At 62.1% G+C, this 18278-nt stretch carries 15 protein-coding genes and 1 pseudogene; 12 read left to right on the plus strand and 4 right to left on the minus strand.

Going from position 1 to position 18278, the window contains the following annotated elements:
- Positions 1-9: 9 nt before the first annotated feature.
- The 4 genes from ACM62G_RS05275 to ACM62G_RS05290 all read right to left on the minus strand — a co-directional run bounded on the left by ACM62G_RS05275 (position 10) and on the right by ACM62G_RS05290 (position 2883).
- The gene (locus ACM62G_RS05275; RefSeq protein WP_419736806.1) at positions 10-621 is read right to left on the minus strand and encodes a phage baseplate assembly protein V; all 612 of its coding nucleotides are present in this window, start codon (positions 619-621) and stop codon (positions 10-12) included.
- A gap of 21 nt (positions 622-642) precedes the next feature.
- Positions 643-1134, minus strand: a complete 492-nt coding sequence (locus ACM62G_RS05280; protein ID WP_419737488.1) for a hypothetical protein — start codon at positions 1132-1134, stop codon at positions 643-645.
- Positions 1135-1184: 50 nt separating this feature from the next.
- Positions 1185-1535 (minus strand): phage holin family protein, encoded by a 351-nt coding sequence (locus tag ACM62G_RS05285; RefSeq protein ID WP_054056796.1) that lies wholly within the window; start codon positions 1533-1535, stop codon positions 1185-1187.
- Between the two features lie 604 nt (positions 1536-2139).
- On the minus strand, positions 2140-2883 hold the full coding sequence (locus ACM62G_RS05290) for a LexA family transcriptional regulator (protein WP_081009781.1): 744 nt from the start codon (positions 2881-2883) through the stop codon (positions 2140-2142).
- A gap of 212 nt (positions 2884-3095) precedes the next feature.
- Between ACM62G_RS05290 and ACM62G_RS05295 the strand changes: the two are divergent.
- The 12 genes and pseudogenes from ACM62G_RS05295 (at position 3096) to arcA (ending at position 18253) form a co-directional block, all read left to right on the plus strand.
- Positions 3096-3726, plus strand: a pseudogene (locus tag ACM62G_RS05295) (zeta toxin family protein).
- 11 nt (positions 3727-3737) lie between these two features.
- Entirely contained in the window at positions 3738-3905 is a 168-nt protein-coding gene (locus ACM62G_RS05300) for a hypothetical protein (RefSeq protein ID WP_273819494.1), read from the plus strand.
- 382 nt (positions 3906-4287) lie between these two features.
- Complete coding sequence (gene mutS / locus ACM62G_RS05305) at positions 4288-6855, plus strand: DNA mismatch repair protein MutS (RefSeq protein WP_273819558.1); 2568 nt, start codon at positions 4288-4290, stop codon at positions 6853-6855.
- A gap of 141 nt (positions 6856-6996) precedes the next feature.
- The gene (gene fdxA, locus ACM62G_RS05310; protein WP_007924025.1) at positions 6997-7320 is read left to right on the plus strand and encodes a ferredoxin FdxA; all 324 of its coding nucleotides are present in this window, start codon (positions 6997-6999) and stop codon (positions 7318-7320) included.
- Between the two features lie 704 nt (positions 7321-8024).
- A complete protein-coding gene (locus ACM62G_RS05315) occupies positions 8025-8543 on the plus strand; it encodes an RNA polymerase sigma factor (protein ID WP_054056792.1) in 519 nt (172 codons plus the stop codon).
- Positions 8544-8636: 93 nt separating this feature from the next.
- Positions 8637-9611 carry a FecR family protein gene (locus tag ACM62G_RS05320; protein WP_273819483.1) on the plus strand — a complete coding sequence of 325 codons (975 nt, stop codon included), beginning with the start codon at positions 8637-8639 and terminating at the stop codon, positions 9609-9611.
- A gap of 115 nt (positions 9612-9726) precedes the next feature.
- Complete coding sequence (locus tag ACM62G_RS05325) at positions 9727-12330, plus strand: TonB-dependent receptor (RefSeq protein WP_419736807.1); 2604 nt, start codon at positions 9727-9729, stop codon at positions 12328-12330.
- A 116-nt stretch (positions 12331-12446) separates the two neighbouring features.
- Entirely contained in the window at positions 12447-13055 is a 609-nt protein-coding gene (locus ACM62G_RS05330) for a biliverdin-producing heme oxygenase (protein ID WP_419736808.1), read from the plus strand.
- 196 nt (positions 13056-13251) lie between these two features.
- Entirely contained in the window at positions 13252-13659 is a 408-nt protein-coding gene (locus tag ACM62G_RS05335; protein ID WP_273819481.1) for a YbaN family protein, read from the plus strand.
- A 207-nt stretch (positions 13660-13866) separates the two neighbouring features.
- Positions 13867-15216, plus strand: a complete 1350-nt coding sequence (locus ACM62G_RS05340) for a CoA transferase (protein ID WP_419736809.1) — start codon at positions 13867-13869, stop codon at positions 15214-15216.
- Between the two features lie 321 nt (positions 15217-15537).
- Positions 15538-16965: an arginine-ornithine antiporter gene (arcD, locus tag ACM62G_RS05345; RefSeq protein ID WP_419736810.1), complete on the plus strand. Its 1428-nt coding sequence runs from the start codon at positions 15538-15540 to the stop codon at positions 16963-16965.
- A 31-nt stretch (positions 16966-16996) separates the two neighbouring features.
- On the plus strand, positions 16997-18253 hold the full coding sequence (gene arcA / locus ACM62G_RS05350) for an arginine deiminase (RefSeq protein ID WP_419736811.1): 1257 nt from the start codon (positions 16997-16999) through the stop codon (positions 18251-18253).
- Positions 18254-18278: the final 25 nt, after the last annotated feature.

An 18278-nucleotide genomic window follows, 5' to 3' on the forward strand; every position in this document is an offset into this window, starting at 1 on the left:
ACGGGCTCCTTATGCGGTGCTGATGACCCGGCCCTGGTGATCCACCAGCGGGCCGAGCAGGTGAACGCCCGCGGCATCGAGGGTCAGGCCCACCGCGCCCAGCTTCAGTTCGATGGACTGCGGTGTCAGCGCCAGGCGCGCCGGTCCCAGGGCCAACTCAATGGTTTCGCGGGAACCTCGAAAAGTGGCTTCGGCGTTTTTCCAGCTCAGGACATGAGCGCTATCGTCGTAGCTGCTCTCGGTACCGTCCCTGTGCAGCCGGCGTGTCAGGTTGGCCGTCGTCGCAGCCGGGGGGAAGCGATCGCAGTTGATGCCAAACAGCGCCACCGACTGGCTACCACCCTCGCCGGCGCCGTAGTTCAGCAGCAGGCATTGCTCGCCCACCGAGGGGATGCGCGATTCGCTCTGCTCGCCAGCGCTGGGATTGAAGAAACGGATCGCCGGTGTCAGCAGCTCGCCGTGGCTGACCTTGCAGGTATGGCTCGCCGCGTCCACCGCAGCGCATACGCCAATACGGCAGAAACTCTCGGCCCGGCGATGCAGGTCGTCGATTTCCGCCTCCATTTCGGCAAGACGCTCGATGATCGGGCTCAGTTGCAGGCGTAGCAGCGCCTCGAACATGATGAGCTCCTTGTGGGTTCTCTAGGGAAGCGGCAGGTATTGATCGGGGTCGTCCAGGTTGGTCACTTCCCAACTGCGGGCGAACCTGGGAATACCGGTCGGATCGTCCAGCAGGGGCTGGCCGAAATAGAACATCTGCTTGAAGGAAATGGTCCAGCCGCCGTAGACCTGGCCGGCATCGGCGAAGATCGAGGGCACCCCCTGGATGTTGCTCGGCAACTCGCATTGCCCTGCTGCTCCCCAGCGGTTATCGATCACCAGATCGATCAGTTGGCTGGCGAGGTTGCAGGCCGACAAGGTCGCATCCATCTCCTGGGTGGACACGACTGTCTGCAGCGAAAGGCTGAACTCGTGGGCGCGGCGACCGTCGTGGGCGCGACTACCCGCGCTGTCACCGTCGATGCCTATCAGCACCCAGGCAGGTACCACCACGCCATCGAACTCGCGACGAGTCCCCACCTTGAGTTGTGGGTAAGCGGCCTTGATCACGTTCCTGAGGGTGCTAAACAGCATCGAGGGCGTGTCGATAGTGTTTGAAGACATATACGATTCCTGTTGCAGCGTCACGGCCGATCCGATTGAGAATTGCGCACGACCGGCTCATCGATCCCGATGCGCCTGGCCGCCCAGCGCTCATAGAGACCGATGGCGACATCCGCCCCGGCCATGGCGGTCAGGCAGCCGAAGGCACCGGCGGTCCAGATCGACACGCCGGCGGCGTACAGCAGCATGATGGTCGACACGCCGCAGACCATGCAGGCGCCGGAGCGCAGTACCAGCCGCCGCAGCAGTGGCCAGCCGCGGGCGCCCTCCTTGTCGGCGCGCCACATCTCGCCGGACACTCCGCCGATCACGGCCAGTACGATGACCAGCCAGATAGGCATGTCCGCCAACGCTTGTTGCTCGTTCGTCATGTCACGCCTCCTGTGGAAGAAAATGGCCATTGGCTGGCCGGTAATGGTTTGGCTTGTAGTTCAAGGTGAAGGATTCTCGTGGGAGCCCGGTTCCGTGGGCATTCCAAAAGGTCCGGCTCGAGCCAGGCCCTTTGGTAATGCCGGTGTCGGCTCCGGCCCCGCACGCCATCAGGGCGAGCGCGGGATACGCGAAGCGGACACCCGATCCTTCGGCGCTACTGGCGCGGTACGGATCGATTCAAATTGTTCCTCCGACCGCGGCCCCTGCCCGCCGGATAACTGCTTACGGTGCTTTACGCTGCACACCCGGGTCAGTTGCCAACCCTCTGGACCATCAAGGCCGATCCATCGCTGCCTGTTCTTTGAAGCGGTACGACTAAAGAGCTTCGAGGTCATGCCCCTGGCATCGCTGCCTTTGGCTGGCCTTTCCGGCCGGCTTGGAACAAAGAATATGCATGTATGCATATCCAGTCAATGCATAAATGCATTTATTTTTGCGCGAGCAATGCACGAATGCATGGAGGCCCCGCCGATCAAGGGGTTGGTCTTTTTTGCAGGCGAAAAAAAACCCACATGACTGTGGGTTTTTCCGAATCAGAGAGGGTTAACGGGCGTACATGCCCCACCAGAAGACGTGTCCGAGGATGGCGATCTGCTCTTCCTGGATTTCCTGGAAGGTGTAGTCCTCATCCGGGTGCTCGTCGCGGTTGAAGCTGCGCAGGCGGATACCGGTGGGCAGGCGATAGAGCTGCTTCACCCGCAGTTGGCCGTTGTGGTTGATCGCGTAGAGATCGCCGTCGACGATATCGCCGATGGCACTCTTGCCGGCGTTGACCCCGACCGTGGCACCGTCGCGCAGTACCGGCAACATGCTGTTGCCGCGCACGGTCACGCACTTGGCCTGGTCGAACTGCACGCCGTTGTGGCGCAGGCTGCGCTTGCCGAAGCGCAGGCTGGCCTTCTCGCTTTCCTCGATGACGAATCTTCCTGATCCAGCAGCCAATTCAACCTCGCGAAGAAAGGGCACGGACACCTCGTCTTCATCGACGGGGGTGTCGTCGTCCCACAGGCTTATATCCTTGAGTTCAGAGTGCAGCGGGCCCTGCTCCTGGTCGCGGGCGGCGCCGATATCGGCACGGCCGCGCAACTGGTCGGTGCTCACCTGGAAATACTCGGCGATCTTCGAAATGTGCTTGTCCGAAGGATCGACGATCTTCCCGCTGAGTATGCGCGACAGGGTGGATTGGGGCACGCCGGTACGACGGTGAAGCTCCGTGGGGGAGATCCCGTGGCGGTCGAGCAGCGCTCGGAGGACGGTAGAAACATTGCGTATTTGCATAACGCGCATATTGATTGGGCTTTGCGTGAATAGCAAATGCTAATTTGCATATCCAGTGCATAAAGCTATATCTGCATCAAAAAGCCACACCTATAGAGACCTCGCCTCTCCATGCTAGCCTTACCCGAGACCGGCCCAAAGAGCTCTCCTTGATGGGATACGATGTAGACTCAAGCAAACAGCCGTTGACCGCTGAAGAGCTTGATATATCAGAAGAGGCAATGCGCTTCGCTCGATCGAACAAGAAGTCGATAGCAAGGCGGCGCACGGACAAAAATCTGTACCCCGCAGAAGAAGCGCCTGTGTCAGTTTTCATGGCAGGCTCGCCAGGGGCAGGAAAGACTGAAGCATCAATCGCTCTCGTCAACCTTTTTGCAGATACCGCAATCCTGCGCGTGGATCCTGATGAGTTGCGTAGCGAATTCTCTTGCTACTCGGGAGGAAACTCCTGGCTTTTCCAGGCTGGGGTATCGATTTTGGTTGAGAAAATTCTGGATCTCGCGCTTAGCCAACGACAGTCCTTCATTCTTGATGGGACATTTTCAAATCTAGTCGTAGCGCGAAGGAACGTAGAACGCTCACTGAACAAAGGAAGATTCGTCCAAATTCTGTATGTCTACCAAAATCCTCTCCTGGCGTGGAGCTTTGTCAGAGCGCGGGAGGAAGCAGAAGGCCCGTGACGTAGTGAACGCTCTCAAGCTAGAGTATGGTGGTGATATCCATGTTGACCTGCTGATCAAGCATATCGACAATTCCGGACGGCTTTACAAGGCCGGCGTCGACAAGATCGACTACCACATTCCCGAGCAGCACACGCGCTCCGATCTGGAAGCCGAGCTCAAACCATCATGAGGAGCAGATCCATGATTTCGATTAAGCTGGGCCCTGCCAAAGGTGCGAAAAGCTCCTTCGCCGACTTCATCCGTAACGCAAAGTCAGATCAGAAAAAACGCGTGTACAGCGAAGTATTGACCGAGGCCACCAAGCAACAGAATCTGGTAATGATGCAAGCCGAGGCGAAACGCGCCTGACTAGCGGGCTTTAGCCAGCCACCCGCCTTGGCCTGCGATGATCAGAAGCCCGGCCATGTGCCGGGCTATTCATTTCAATCATTGCCAAATGGCTGCTCCAGTTTTCCCTTGGCAATTTCCCTGATCACATCCTCCCAGCCACTTCCCACCTTTGTGCCGAGAGGAAACGGCAAAAAGCCACTTTGGCGAACACTAAAGACCCCGTGTTAACCTTGTGCGCATCGCAGGCAAATGGGCGCCAAGGAGTGCCATAGTCCCAAAAGGGTAGTTGTTCGACGATTCTTCATCGACGGGATAGAGCCGCACCCGAAACAGGCATTCACTCGCAATGCACACAGCCTCATCTTTTAATTTTTGACTTAACCCACTGATGAATAAGCCAATTTCCGACCTGTCCTCGCACACCCCGATGATGCAGCAATACTGGCGCCTGAAGAACCAGCATCCCGATCAGCTGATGTTCTACCGCATGGGCGACTTCTACGAGATTTTCTATGAAGACGCGAAGAAGGCCGCCAAGCTGCTGGACATCACCCTGACCGCCCGCGGCCAGTCGGCCGGGCAGTCGATTCCGATGTGCGGGATTCCGTTTCACTCCCTCGAAGGCTACCTGGCCAAGCTGGTGAAACTCGGCGAATCGGTGGTGATCTGCGAACAGATCGGCGACCCGGCGACCAGCAAGGGCCCGGTGGAGCGCCAGGTGGTGCGGATCATCACCCCCGGCACCATCAGTGACGAAGCCCTGCTCGACGAGCGCCGCGACAACCTGATCGCCGCCGTGCTCGGCGACGAGCGGCTGTTCGGCCTGGCGGTGCTGGACATCACCAGCGGCAACTTCACCGTGCTGGAAATCAAGGGCTGGGAAAACCTGCTGGCCGAGCTGGAGCGGATCAATCCGGTGGAACTGCTGATCCCCGACGACTGGCCGCAAGGCCTGCCGGCGGAGAAACGCCGTGGTACCCGTCGTCGCGCCCCCTGGGATTTCGAACGTGATTCCGCGCACAAGAGCCTCTGCCAGCAATTCGCCGTGCAGGACCTCAAGGGCTTCGGTTGCGAAACCCTGACCCTGGCCATCGGTGCCGCCGGCTGCCTGCTAGCCTACGCCAAGGAAACCCAGCGCACCGCACTGCCGCACCTGCGCAGCCTGCGTCATGAGCGGCTGGACGATACCGTGGTGCTCGACGCCGCCACCCGCCGCAACCTGGAGCTGGACATCAACCTCGCCGGCGGTCGCGACAATACCCTGCAGTCGGTGGTCGACCGTTGCCAGACCGCCATGGGCAGCCGCCTGCTGACCCGCTGGCTGAACCGCCCGTTGCGCGACCTGAAGATCCTCACCGCGCGCCAGGTGTCCATCGGCTGTCTGCTGGAAGGCTACCGCTTCGAACGGCTGCAACCCCAGCTCAAGGAAATCGGCGATATCGAGCGGATCCTCGCCCGGATCGGCCTGCGCAACGCCCGCCCGCGCGACCTGGCCCGCCTGCGTGATGCCCTCGGCGCCTTGCCGCAACTACAGGACGCGATGCTCGAACTGGACGCGCCGCACCTCAGGCAACTGGCGGCGACCGCCCGCACCTACCCGGAACTGGCGATCCTGCTGGAACGCGCCATTATCGACAACCCGCCGGCGGTGATCCGCGACGGCGGCGTATTGAAGACCGGCTACGATGCCGAGCTGGACGAGTTGCTGTCGCTCAGCGAAAACGCCGGGCAGTTCCTGATCGACCTGGAAGCCCGGGAAAAGGCGCGCACGGGCCTGGCCAACCTCAAGGTCGGCTACAACCGCGTGCACGGCTACTTCATCGAACTGCCGAGCAAGCAGGCCGAATCGGCCCCGGCCGACTACATCCGGCGCCAGACCCTCAAGGGCGCCGAGCGCTTCATCACCCCGGAACTCAAGGAATTCGAAGACAAGGCGCTGTCGGCCAAGAGCCGCGCCCTGGCACGGGAGAAGATGCTCTACGAGGCGCTGCTGGAAACCCTGATCGGCGAGTTGCCACCGCTGCAGGACACCGCTGCCGCGCTGGCCGAACTGGATGTGCTGAGCAACCTTGCCGAACGCGCGCTGAACCTTGACCTGAACTGCCCGCGTTTCGTCGACGAGCCGTGCATGCGCATCAGCCAGGGTCGCCACCCGGTGGTCGAGCAGGTGCTGACCACACCGTTCGTGGCCAACGACCTGGCCCTCGACGACAACACCCGCATGCTGGTGATCACCGGTCCGAACATGGGCGGTAAATCCACCTACATGCGCCAGACCGCCCTGATCGTGTTGCTGGCCCACATCGGCAGCTATGTGCCTGCCGCCAGTTGCGAGTTGTCGCCGGTGGACCGGATCTTCACCCGGATCGGCTCCAGCGACGACCTGGCCGGTGGTCGTTCGACCTTCATGGTGGAAATGAGCGAAACCGCCAATATCCTGCACAACGCCACCGAGCGCAGCCTGGTGCTGATGGACGAGGTCGGTCGCGGCACCAGTACTTTCGACGGCCTGTCCCTGGCCTGGGCCGCCGCCGAGCGCCTGGCGCACCTGCGGGCCTATACGCTGTTCGCCACCCACTACTTCGAACTGACGGTGCTGCCGGAGAGCGAACCGCTGGTGGCCAACGTGCATCTGAATGCTACCGAGCACAACGAACGGATCGTCTTCCTGCACCACGTGCTGCCCGGTCCGGCCAGCCAGAGCTACGGCCTGGCGGTGGCGCAACTGGCCGGCGTACCCGGCGACGTGATCCGCCGTGCCCGCGAACACCTGAGCCGCCTGGAGACCACCAGCCTGCCCCACGAGGCGCCGGTGGCCAAGCCCGGCAAGCCGGCGGTGCCGCAGCAGAGCGACCTGTTCGCCAGCCTGCCGCACCCGGTGCTCGACGAACTGGCCAAGCTCGATCTGGACGACCTGACACCACGCCGTGCGCTGGAAATGCTTTACACATTGAAGACACGGATCTAACGCAGACGGCCGCAAGCTGCTAGAATCTCGCGCGGCTTGGGAAGCTGCGGGCTATTAGCCTGGTTCGCAGAGCCGTTCCCAAGCCCAGCGAGCCCGTCCTGATAGGGTTTTCGCCGCCGCCGCCTGAGGAGAGAATTAGAAATGACCTTCGTCGTCACCGACAACTGCATCAAGTGCAAGTACACCGACTGCGTAGAAGTCTGTCCGGTGGACTGCTTTTACGAAGGCCCGAACTTCCTGGTGATTCACCCGGATGAGTGCATCGATTGCGCACTGTGCGAGCCGGAATGCCCTGCCGTGGCCATCTTCTCCGAAGATGAAGTCCCGGAGGAAATGCAAGAGTTCATTCAGCTGAACGTCGAGCTGGCCGAAATCTGGCCGAACATCACCGAGAAGAAGGATTCGCTGCCGGACGCCGAGGAGTGGGATGGCGTCAAGGGCAAGATCAAGGATCTCGAACGCTGAGATCCGGCGTGTTCCCAAAAAAGGCCCCTTGCGGGCCTTTTTGCATTTCAGGGCCGGGGCCTGCACTTTTCTGCAGGCAAAAAAAAGGGGCGGTGTAACCCGCCCACATTTTTTCCCTAGTCCCTTTTTTCCCTTTCATCATCCTGATGAATCGCATCCTGCGATGTTCCTCTCAGCGATCCTCCGTGATCGCCGTGTCTATCCGTCGACACAGGGCTGATATTAATGACTTTCAGATCGCCCGCAAGTGGATCCAGAAGCACACAGAGAGTTTTCGGATCCATTGGAAGTTTTAAAAAGTACTTATATTTCAATCAATTAAACAGATTTCTCGGCAATCTGCTGCCCTATTGATCCTCGATCGCTTACGCAACACGTAAGTAAAGGCTTACACAGCCAAGCCAGCAAGAAAGAACTTCCGCAGCTCCGGAAGGTCGGAATGAACCCCGAAAACGCTCAAAAATAAGTAACGCCTTCGTCACCCGGTTCCCTCCGAAAACTTTCCACAGGTAAAAACCTGGATACTCAAAACCAATCCTTAGTATAGAAAACAGCACTCAGATATTCAGCTACCTCACGCCACGCAGGCTCATGCAACTTGGGCAAGACAGCGACTCTTCCAAACTGAAGACCGGGAAACCGGCCCTTGACCGAAAGGTCAAATGCTAATTATTATCATTAGCATAACCCCGTCAGGTGCCGTCGTGACGCAATCCCAGTTCAACCAGGTCTTCCTCACCCAGCGGCTTACGTTGCTGCGCACGCTGCAACGCATGGTGCAGAACCCCAGCACCGCCGAGGACCTGCTGCAGGAGACCTACCTGCGGGTCACCCGTGCCCTGAGCGAACGCTCCATCGATCATCTTGAACCCTTCGTGTTCCAGACCGCCCGCAACCTCGCGCTCGACCACCTTCGTGCACGGCGTATCCAGGCCCGCACGCTGATGGAGGATGTGCCGCTGGAGGTGGTGGAAAGTGTCGTCGCCCCCTTGAGTACTCCGGAAGATGCCACCCATGCCGAACAATTGCTGGAGCGCCTGAGCGTGAGCCTGGGTCAACTGACTGCCCGCCAACAGCAGATCTTCATTCTCAGCCGCCTGCATGGCTGCAGTTACCAGGAGATCGCCGAACGCCTCGAAGTGTCCCTGAGCACCGTGCAGAAGGACCTGAAGCTGATCATGGCCATCTGTGTCGGGGTGGCCGAACGCCTGGATCGCCCTTAAGCTTGCCCTCAGCGCCAAGACCTAAAAGGTCCGCCAGCCCACGGGAGGCGGATCACCGAACCAAACCGTGACAACGATTGCCGAGGAACACCCGTGACGGACAGCCCCAACCAGCCACCTCCCGCAGCCGCTCGGCCAGTGTTGCCAGACGACGCCATGGATCAGGCACTGGACTGGCTGATCGTGATGGAATGCCCGACAGCCGGGCAACGCGCCGAATTCGACGCCTGGCTTGCCGCCGATCCGGCCCATGCCCAGGCCTATGCCCGGGCCAGTGGCGCCTGGAACGCACAAGCGGTGATCGCCGCCGCCCAGGCGCTGCAGGCAACCACCCGCCGGCGACCGTCCCTGCTGCGGCGCCTACGCCCACACTGGAAACCGCTGGCAACCGCCGCCGTGCTGCTGATCGCCATCGGCACCTACGGCAACCTGCCCCTGCGCCTGCAGGCCGATCACCTGACCGTGGCCGGCGAGCGCCAGCACCTGCAACTGGAAGACGGCTCGAAGGTCCTGCTCAACACCAACTCGGCGTTCTCCAGCCGTTTCACCGACCAGCAACACCTGGCCCGACTGTACAAGGGCGAGGCGTTCTTCGAGGTATCCGGCCAGCGCGAACATCCGCTGGAGATCGATGCCGGGCCGGTCCAGGCCAGCGTACAGGATACCGCCTTCGCCGTGCGCTACCTGGACGGTGAGGCGCAGGTGCAGGTACAGCGCGGCGATGTCGACCTGCGTACCCGCGACGACAGTGCCCGCCTGCGCCTGTCCGCCGGCAGCAGTGTGCGGGTCGGCCCGCATGGTTTCGGGCCTCCGGAAAAACTCGATGCACAGAAGGACCTGGCGTGGATCCAGGGCCGCCTGGTGTTCGAGAATTGCCCGATGGGCCAGGTGCTGGACGAACTGCGACGCTACTACCCGGGCTGGATCGTCAACAACAACGAGCAGTTGGACAAGGTCGCCGTGACCGGCAACTACCGCCTGGACAAGCCGCTGGACGTGCTCCGCTCACTGGCCCACATCACTTCCGCAAGGGTCTCGGAGTACCCAGCGCTGGTCATTCTCAACTGACCGAAAGTTTTTTTACTCGATAGCACTCGATCATTCGTCTCGTCATAGCCAATGCAAGTGATTCTCATAACGAATCGCATCGCAACTATAAGTTTCGAAGATCGGAGCGCTATCGATGCCCACTCGTTTCACCTCCAAGGCCCGCAGTGGCGGCCTGCAACAGTGCACCCTGTCCCTGCTTACCGCCGCCATGCTGCTCGCCGGCGCCCAGGCGACACCCGTACTGGCGGCCAGCGGCGCCACGCAACCGGCGCGCAGCCTCGCCAACTACAATTTCGCCATCGCCCAGCAGCCGCTGGTTTCGGCGCTGAATGCGTTCACTGCGGTGACCGGTTGGCAGGTCGGCTTGCCCGCCGAGCTCGGCCAGGGCGTGGCATCGCCTGGCGTACACGGTGCGTTGCCCCCGGAAAAGGCCCTGGAGCAGTTGCTGACCGGCACCAACCTGAGCTACCGCAAGCTCGGCGACAACAACGTCGTCCTGGAAAAGCGGGCCAATGGCACCACGCTCAATCTGCAACAGGTGACCATCAGCGCCACCCGCCAGGAGCAGGACGTGTCCTCGGTCCCCAGCACCGTGACTGTGCAGGACCGCCAGCAGCTCGACCGGCAGAACGTCAACACCATCAAGCAACTGGTGCGCTATGAGCCGGGCGTTTCCGTCAGCGGCGCGGGCCTGCGCGGCGGCGGTATCAGCGGCTACAACATCCGCGGTATCGATGGCGACCGCATCCTGACCCAGGTCGATGGTGTCGAGATTCCCGACAGTTTCTTCAATGGCCCCTATGCGCAGACCCACCGCAACTACGTCGACCCGGAAATCGTCAAGCGCGTGGAAATCCTTCGCGGCCCGGCGTCGGTGCTCTACGGCAGCAACGCCATCGGTGGCGCAGTCAGCTATTACACCCTCGATCCGAGCGACATCATCAAGCCCGGCGAGGACGTCGGCGCCCGCCTGAAGAGCGGCTACAGCTCCGCCGACAACAGCTGGCTGACCTCCGGCACCGTCGCCGGCCGTACCGGCGACTTCGATGGCCTGCTGCACCTGAGCCAGCGCAACGGCCGCGAAACCGAGTCCTACGGCGACACCGGCGGCACCGGCCTGAAACGCACCGAAGCCAACCCGGAAACCAACCGCACCACCAACGTGCTGGCCAAGCTGGGCTGGAACTACAACGATGACTCGCGCCTGGGCCTGACCTACGAGCGCTACAAGAGCGATATCGACACCAACCAGCGCAGCGCCGTGGGTGGGCCGTTCAGCAATGGTGCGGGAGTGGGCATGTACCGTTCGCGTACCGGCAACGATACCGTCACCCGCGAACGCTTTGGCATCGAGAACAGTTTCGGTCTGGACAGCGCCGTGGCCGATCACGTCAAGCTGAGCCTGAATTATCAGACCGCCAAGACCGATGAAAGCACCCTGGAAGACTACTTCCCCTTCGTGCGTCGTGTGCTGCGCAGCCGGGACACGGTCTACAAGGAACAGCAATGGGTACTCGACGCCCAGGCGGACAAGGCCTTCAACCTCGGTGAAACCGATCACCTGCTGACCTACGGCAGCACCATCAAGCAGCAAAAGGTCACCGGCTCGCGCAGCGGCAGTGGCACTTGTCTGGCGGTGAGCACCGTACCCGGCCAGGGTTGCACCGCGGTCGGCGGCAACAGCCCGCTGGATCGCCTGGTGAAATCCAGCGATTTCCCCGATCCGACCATCGACACCTACTCGCTGTTCGCCCAGGACCAGATCAGTTGGAACCAGTGGACCTTCCTGCCCGGCCTGCGCTACGACCGTACCGAGCTCAAGCCGCATATCACCCAGGCATTCATCAACACCATCACCGCCGCAGGCGGTGGCCAGATCGATGGCTCGAACAAGACCTGGCACCGCGTCTCGCCCAAGTTCGGCCTGACCTACGCCCTGACCGACCAGTACACCTGGTACGGCCAGTACGCCGAAGGTTTCCGCACCCCGTCCGCCAAGGCCCTGTACGGTCGCTTCCAGAACGGTACCACCGGCTATAACGTCGAACCCAACCCGAACCTGGAGCCGGAAAAAAGCAAAAGCTACGAAACCGGCCTGCGCGGTCGATTCGAGGCCGGCTCCTTCGACGTGGCGGTGTTCTACAACAAGTATCGCGATTTCATCAATGAAGACGCGGTCGCTCCCGGCTACAGCGAGCTGACGTTCCAGACCAACAACATCAAGCACGCCACCATCAAGGGCGCGGAGGTCAAGGGACGGCTGAACCTGGACCACTTCGGCGCACCACAAGGGCTCTACACCCAAGGCTCGCTGGCCTATGCCCACGGTCGCAACGATGACAGTGGCGAGCCGATCAACAGCGTCAACCCGCTCACCGGCGTGTTCGGCCTGGGCTACGACCAGGAAAAATACGGGGCGCTGCTGAGCTGGACCCTGGTCAAGCGCAAGGACCGGGTCGACGACACCACCTTCAACGCCCCCGACGGCCTGGCCAGCAGCAAGCAGTTCAAGACGCCGGGTTATGGCGTGCTCGACCTGACCGGCTTCTACAAGGTCACCGACGACGTGACGGTCAATGCCGGCCTGTACAACCTGACCGACAAGAAGTACTGGAACTGGGATGACGTACGTGGCTACGACGGCGTGGGCGAAGCCGGCGTGCTCAGCCCGGCCAACCTCGACCGTCTGACCGCTCCGGGCCGCAACTTCTCGGTCAACCTGATCTGGGATATCTGACCGATCGCCGCCTCCCCCGCCACGAAAGCCATCGGCGGGGTGAGGTTTTTTTACTGTGGCGCGTCTCCTTGTTCGTCTAGTAACTGAAAGCGCCTCTCATTCCCAAGGACTCCCCAATGACCTCCCAGGACAATACCCCACGCCCAAGCCTGCGCTCCCAGCGTCTGAACCAGATCACCCACGAGCCACACAGCAAGCTCGATCAACTGGTGAAGGCCCACGCACCGTTCGAGAACCAGGCCAATTTCGCCCGTTTCGTGGTCGCCCAGTACCTGTTCCAGTCGGAACTGGTGGCGCTGTACAACGACCCGGAACTGATCGCCATCGTCCCCGACCTGCCGGCGCGCTGCCGTGCCGAAGCGGCCAAGGCCGACCTGGCGGACCTGGATACCGAAGTCCCGGAGCCGGTGGCCGGTGCCCTGAAGCACCCGAGCAAGGCCGAAGCCCTGGGCTGGATCTTCGTCTCCGAAGGTTCCAAGCTCGGTGCCGCGTTCCTGATCAAGCGTGCCGTAGGCCTGGGCCTGAGCGAAACCTTCGGTGCCCGTCACCTGGGCGAGCCGGCTGGTGGCCGTGCCGAGGGCTGGAAGAGCTTCATCAGGACCCTGGACGGCCTGGAGTTCAGCGCCGAGGAGGAAGCGGCGGTGGAGAAAGGGGCCATCGATGCGTTCGTACGCTTTACCGTGCTGCTGGAACAAGCCTACGAATCGGCGCCTGAGCTGGCCTGAATACGGGTCTGCCTGCAAGACCTTCGGTGGTTTCGAAGGCCTCTTCGCAGGCAAGCCCTGCTCCTACAGAGATAAGTCGTACATCCTTCCAGGATACGGCGCACATCTGTAGGAGCAGGGCTTGCCCGCGAAGGGCCCCGACGTGAATGAAACACCAGGCTTGAGCCAAGCCGCCCGGCGCACCACAATTGAGACCATGACCAGCAAAACACCCTCGTCCTCCAAGCTCAGCCGCATCCTGTTCGGCGTGCTTGCCTATGTCAGCCTCGGCATCGGCCTGATCGCCATCGTCGTGCCCGGCCTGCCCACCACCGAGTTCATCCTGCTGGCCGCCTGGGCCGCCACCCGCAGTTCGCCGCGGCTCAGCGCCTGGCTGGAGAACCACCGGCTGTTCGGCCCGATCCTGAGCAACTGGCGCAACGGCAAGATCATCGCCCGTCGGGCCAAGGTCAGCGCCACCGTCAGCATGCTGCTGTGCGCGACGCTGATGCTGGTGATGCTCGAACACCACTGGCCGGTGTACCTGGCCATTGCCGGCATGACCCTCGGCAACCTGTGGATCTGGTCCCGCCCCGAACGCCTGCCGGTCATCGAGCTGCCCTGAAAGGCAGCGAAGCCCCGCACTGATGTACGCCCCGCCTTCCTGTAGAAGCAGGGCTTGCCCGCGAATGGGCCCTCAAGCCCCCAGCCAATTCTCCGAAATATCCCATTCAGCCATCGCGTCCAGCGCACAATCGTCGGAAGGGACCTGCAAAAATCGACAGCCGCGAATATTTGCGCTGCAATGATTCTACTCATGGAGGGCCTTTCGATGACCGATCTGCTGACATCCATTCAAGCCGCACTCGAGCTACCCGCCTCGACTCCAGACTTCACCGAATCCGGTGCCCTGCCCTCGGCCTTTGCCGTCACCGAGTTGGCCAGCGCCAGCCTGGCGGCCGTGGGCGAAGCGGTGGCCGAACTGCTCCGGCAACAGACCGGACAAAACCCGGGAGTCAGCGTCGACCGGCGCCTGGCCTCGTTCTGGTTCGCCAGCTCCCTGCGCCCCATCGGCTGGAACCTGCCAGAGCCCTGGGACCCGATTGCCGGCGACTACGCCACCGCCGATGGCTGGATTCGCCTGCACACCAACGCGCCGCATCATCGGGCCGCCGCCGAGCGGGTACTCGGGCCGGCCGGCGACCGCGCGGCAATGGCCGAGCTCGTCGCCCGCTGGAACAAGGGCGAGCTTGAGCAGGCGATCGTCGACAGCGGAGGCTGCGCTGCCGAAATGCGCACCTGGGACGACTGGAAAAACCACCCCCAGGGACTGGCGGTCAACGCCGAGGCGCTGATCCAGCGCAGTACCGACGACGATCCGCAACCCCGGGCCTGGAGCGGCTCGACCACGCAGCCGCTGGCCGGAGTCAGGGTCCTCGACCTGACCCGTATCCTCGCCGGCCCCGTCGCCAGTCGCATGCTGGCCGGGCTCGGCGCCGAGGTGTTGCGAATCGATCCGCCCCATTGGGAGGAGCCGAGCCTGGTCCCGGAAGTCACCCGGGGCAAACGCTGCGCCCGCCTGGACTTGCACGACAGCGCCGACCGACGGGTGTTCGACCGCTTGCTGGGCGAGGCCGATATCCTGCTGCATGGCTATCGGGCCGACGCGCTGGAACGGCTGGGCTACGCTGCGCAGCACCGTCGGCAACTGTCGCCCGGGTTGATCGATGTCAGCCTCAATGCCTATGGCTGGAGCGGGCCGTGGCGCAACCGCCGCGGCTTCGACAGCCTGGTGCAGATGAGCTGCGGCATCGCCCAGGCCGGCATGCACTGGAAGCCGGCGCAGGTGCCGACGCCACTGCCTGTGCAAGCACTGGACCATGGCACCGGCTACCTGATGGCGGCCACGGCGATCCGCGCGTTGACCGAACGGCTGCACAGCGGACGTGGCGGCTCGGCCAGGCTGTCGCTGGCACGCACGGCGAAACTGCTGCTGGAGCAGGGGACGGCCCATGACCCGCAGCCCCTGCGTCGGGAAACCTCCAGAGACCGTAGCACCTGGGTCGAGTACACCGCCTGGGGGCCGGCGCATCGCCTGATCCCGCCACTGAACATCGAGGGCACGCCGTTGCATTGGCGGTTGCCGGCCACGAAATTGGGCAAGCACCCACCCCAGTGGTGACTTCGAGGGCTGGCCATTATATGGCCAGCCTTTTTATTTCCAGTTATTTCAGTCGCTGAGAAACATGTAGGTCCTACACCATTAACCCTGTTCCAACTCATGGCGCCACAAACTTTCAAATTAGCGACAAAGCCTGACCGACAAGCCCATAAAAAACATAAAAAAAGCAATAAAAATCAATTACTTAAAATAAATAGCCGCGCAATTAACTGTAGTTGGACATTCAAGATCCGATACACCCATAACCTGATCTGAATCAGTTCCCGCCTCAACCTGCATCCCTACTCTGGAGCCTCACTTCTCCTGAACTGGAGTCATGCAATGGCTGAGTCTCCCGGAAAACTACGCTTGGGCGCCCTGGTTGCCCTGGTAGTGGGTTCGATGATCGGCGGTGGAATCTTTTCCCTGCCACAAAACATGGCCGCCAGCGCCGATGTCGGCGCGGTCCTGATCGGCTGGGCGATTACCGCCGTGGGCATGTTGACCCTGGCCTTCGTGTTCCAGACCCTGGCCAATCGCAAGCCGGACCTGGACGGCGGGGTCTACGCCTATGCCAAGGCCGGATTCGGCGACTACATGGGTTTCTCCTCGGCCTGGGGTTACTGGATCAGCGCCTGGCTGGGCAACGTCGGCTACTTCGTCCTGCTGTTCAGCACCCTGGGCTACTTCTTCCCGATCTTCGGCGAGGGCAATACCGTCGCGGCGGTGGTCGGCGCCTCGTTGCTGCTGTGGGCCGTACACTTCCTGGTGTTGCGCGGCATCCGGGAAGCAGCGTTTATCAACCTGGTGACCACGGTCGCCAAGGTGGTGCCGTTGCTGCTGTTCGTACTGATAGCGCTGTTCGCCTTCAAGCTGGACATTTTCACCGCCGACATCTGGGGCCTGAACAACCCGAGCCTGGGCAGCGTGATGAACCAGGTGCGCAACATGATGCTGGTCACCGTCTGGGTGTTCATCGGCATCGAGGGCGCCAGTATCTTCTCCTCCCGTGCGGAAAAACGCTCGGACGTGGGCAAGGCCACGGTCATCGGTTTCATCACCGTGCTGCTGTTGCTGGTGCTGGTCAACGTGCTGTCGCTGGGGATCATGACCCAGCCGGAACTGGCCAAGCTGCAGAACCCGTCCATGGCCGCCGTGCTCGAACACGTGGTCGGTCACTGGGGCGCACTGCTGATCAGCGTCGGCCTGATCATCTCGCTGCTCGGGGCCCTGTTGTCGTGGGTGCTGCTGTGCGCCGAGATCATGTTCGCCGCCGCCCGCGACCACACCATGCCGGCGTTCCTGCGCCGCGAGAACGCCAATCACGTACCGGCCAACGCCCTCTGGCTGACCAACGCCATGGTGCAGATATTCCTGGTCATCACGCTGTTCTCCGCCAGTACCTACCTGTCGCTGATCTACCTCGCCACCTCGATGATCCTGGTGCCCTATCTGTGGTCGGCGGCCTATGCGGTGCTGCTGGCGGTACGTGGCGAAACCTATGAAAACGCCCTGGCCGAACGCCGCAAGGACCTGTGCATCGCGGCCATCGCCCTGCTCTACGCGATCTGGCTGCTGTACGCCGGTGGGGTGAAGTACCTGCTGCTGTCCGCCCTGCTCTACGCCCCGGGCGCGATCCTGTTCGCCAAGGCCAAGCACGAGCTGGGCAAACCCATTTTCACCCCCGTCGAGAAGCTGATTTTCACCGCGGTGGTCGCTGGCGCCCTGCTGGCCGCCTACGGCCTCTACGACGGCTTCCTGACGCTGTAACCCCCTGTTCGTTCCCTCTGGAGGATCTGCAATGACCACGGAAAAAGTGAAGTACGGCGTCCATTCCGAAGCCGGCAAACTGCGCAAGGTGATGGTGTGCTCCCCCGGCCTGGCCCACCAGCGGCTGACCCCGAACAACTGCGACGAACTGCTGTTCGACGATGTGCTCTGGGTTGCTCAGGCCAAGCGCGATCACTTCGACTTCGTCACCAAGATGCGCGAACGCGATATCGACGTGCTGGAAATGCACAATCTGCTGACCGACATCGTCGGCCAGACGGAAGCCCTGGACTGGATTCTCGATCGCAAGCTCACCGCCAATCAGGTCGGAATCGGCCTGGTCAACGAAGTCGGCTCGTGGCTGCGCAGCCTGGAACCCCGCAAGGCCGCCGAGTTCCTCATCGGCGGGGTGTCCGCCGATGACCTGCCCGACAGCTTCGGCGGCAAGGCCATCCAGATGTTCCGTGACTTCCTCGGCCACTCCAGCTTCATTCTGCCGCCACTGCCCAATACCCAGTTCACCCGGGACACCACCTGCTGGATCTACGGCGGGGTCACCCTCAACCCGATGTACTGGCCGGCACGCCGCCAGGAAACCCTGCTGGCCACGGCCATCTATAAATTCCACCCGGAATTCGTCAACGCCGACTTCCAGGTCTGGTACGGCGACCCGGACCAGGAGCACGGTAACGCCACCCTAGAGGGCGGCGACGTGATGCCGATCGGCAACGGCGTGGTCCTGATCGGCATGGGCGAGCGTTCCTCGCGCCAGGCCATCGGCCAGTTGGCGCTGAACCTGTTCAAGAACAAGGCGGTGGAACGGGTGATCGTCGCCGGCCTGCCGAAGTCCCGCGCGGCCATGCACCTGGACACCGTGTTCAGCTTCTGCGACCGCGACCTGGTGACCGTCTTCCCGGAAGTGGTGAACCAGATCGTCGCCTTCAGCCTGCGGCCCGACGAGAGCAAGCCGGGCGGCATCGATGTACGCCGCGAGGAAACCAGCTTCCTCGACACCGTCGCCAAGGCCCTCGGCCTCAAGGCCCTGCGCGTGGTGGAGACCGGCGGCAACAGCTTCGCCGCCGAACGGGAACAGTGGGATGACGGCAACAACGTGGTCGCCGTGGAGCCGGGCGTGGTGATCGGTTACGACCGCAACACCTACACCAACACCCTGCTGCGCAAGGCCGGCGTCGAGGTCATCACCATCAGTGCCGGCGAACTGGGTCGCGGCCGCGGCGGCGGCCACTGCATGACCTGCCCGATCGTGCGCGACCCCATCGACTACTGACTCCCCCTAAACGCCAGTCCCCGCC

Source organism: Pseudomonas sp. COR18 (assembly GCF_048568395.1).
Classification (GTDB): domain Bacteria; phylum Pseudomonadota; class Gammaproteobacteria; order Pseudomonadales; family Pseudomonadaceae; genus Aquipseudomonas; species Aquipseudomonas fuscovaginae_B.

Excerpts from the sequence above, each read along its gene's own strand:
- ACM62G_RS05275 (WP_419736806.1), bottom strand. The coding sequence starts at position 621 with ATGTTCGAGGCGCTGCTACGCCTGCAACTGAGCCCGATCATCGAGCGT.
- ACM62G_RS05280 (WP_419737488.1), bottom strand. The coding sequence starts at position 1,134 with ATGCTGTTTAGCACCCTCAGGAACGTGATCAAGGCCGCTTACCCACAA.
- ACM62G_RS05285 (WP_054056796.1), bottom strand. The coding sequence starts at position 1,535 with ATGACGAACGAGCAACAAGCGTTGGCGGACATGCCTATCTGGCTGGTC.
- ACM62G_RS05290 (WP_081009781.1), bottom strand. The coding sequence starts at position 2,883 with ATGCGCGTTATGCAAATACGCAATGTTTCTACCGTCCTCCGAGCGCTG.
- ACM62G_RS05300 (WP_273819494.1), top strand. The coding sequence starts at position 3,738 with ATGATTTCGATTAAGCTGGGCCCTGCCAAAGGTGCGAAAAGCTCCTTC.
- fdxA (WP_007924025.1), top strand. The coding sequence starts at position 6,997 with ATGACCTTCGTCGTCACCGACAACTGCATCAAGTGCAAGTACACCGAC.
- ACM62G_RS05325 (WP_419736807.1), top strand. The coding sequence starts at position 9,727 with ATGCCCACTCGTTTCACCTCCAAGGCCCGCAGTGGCGGCCTGCAACAG.
- ACM62G_RS05330 (WP_419736808.1), top strand. The coding sequence starts at position 12,447 with ATGACCTCCCAGGACAATACCCCACGCCCAAGCCTGCGCTCCCAGCGT.
- ACM62G_RS05335 (WP_273819481.1), top strand. The coding sequence starts at position 13,252 with ATGACCAGCAAAACACCCTCGTCCTCCAAGCTCAGCCGCATCCTGTTC.
- ACM62G_RS05340 (WP_419736809.1), top strand. The coding sequence starts at position 13,867 with ATGACCGATCTGCTGACATCCATTCAAGCCGCACTCGAGCTACCCGCC.
- arcD (WP_419736810.1), top strand. The coding sequence starts at position 15,538 with ATGGCTGAGTCTCCCGGAAAACTACGCTTGGGCGCCCTGGTTGCCCTG.
- arcA (WP_419736811.1), top strand. The coding sequence starts at position 16,997 with ATGACCACGGAAAAAGTGAAGTACGGCGTCCATTCCGAAGCCGGCAAA.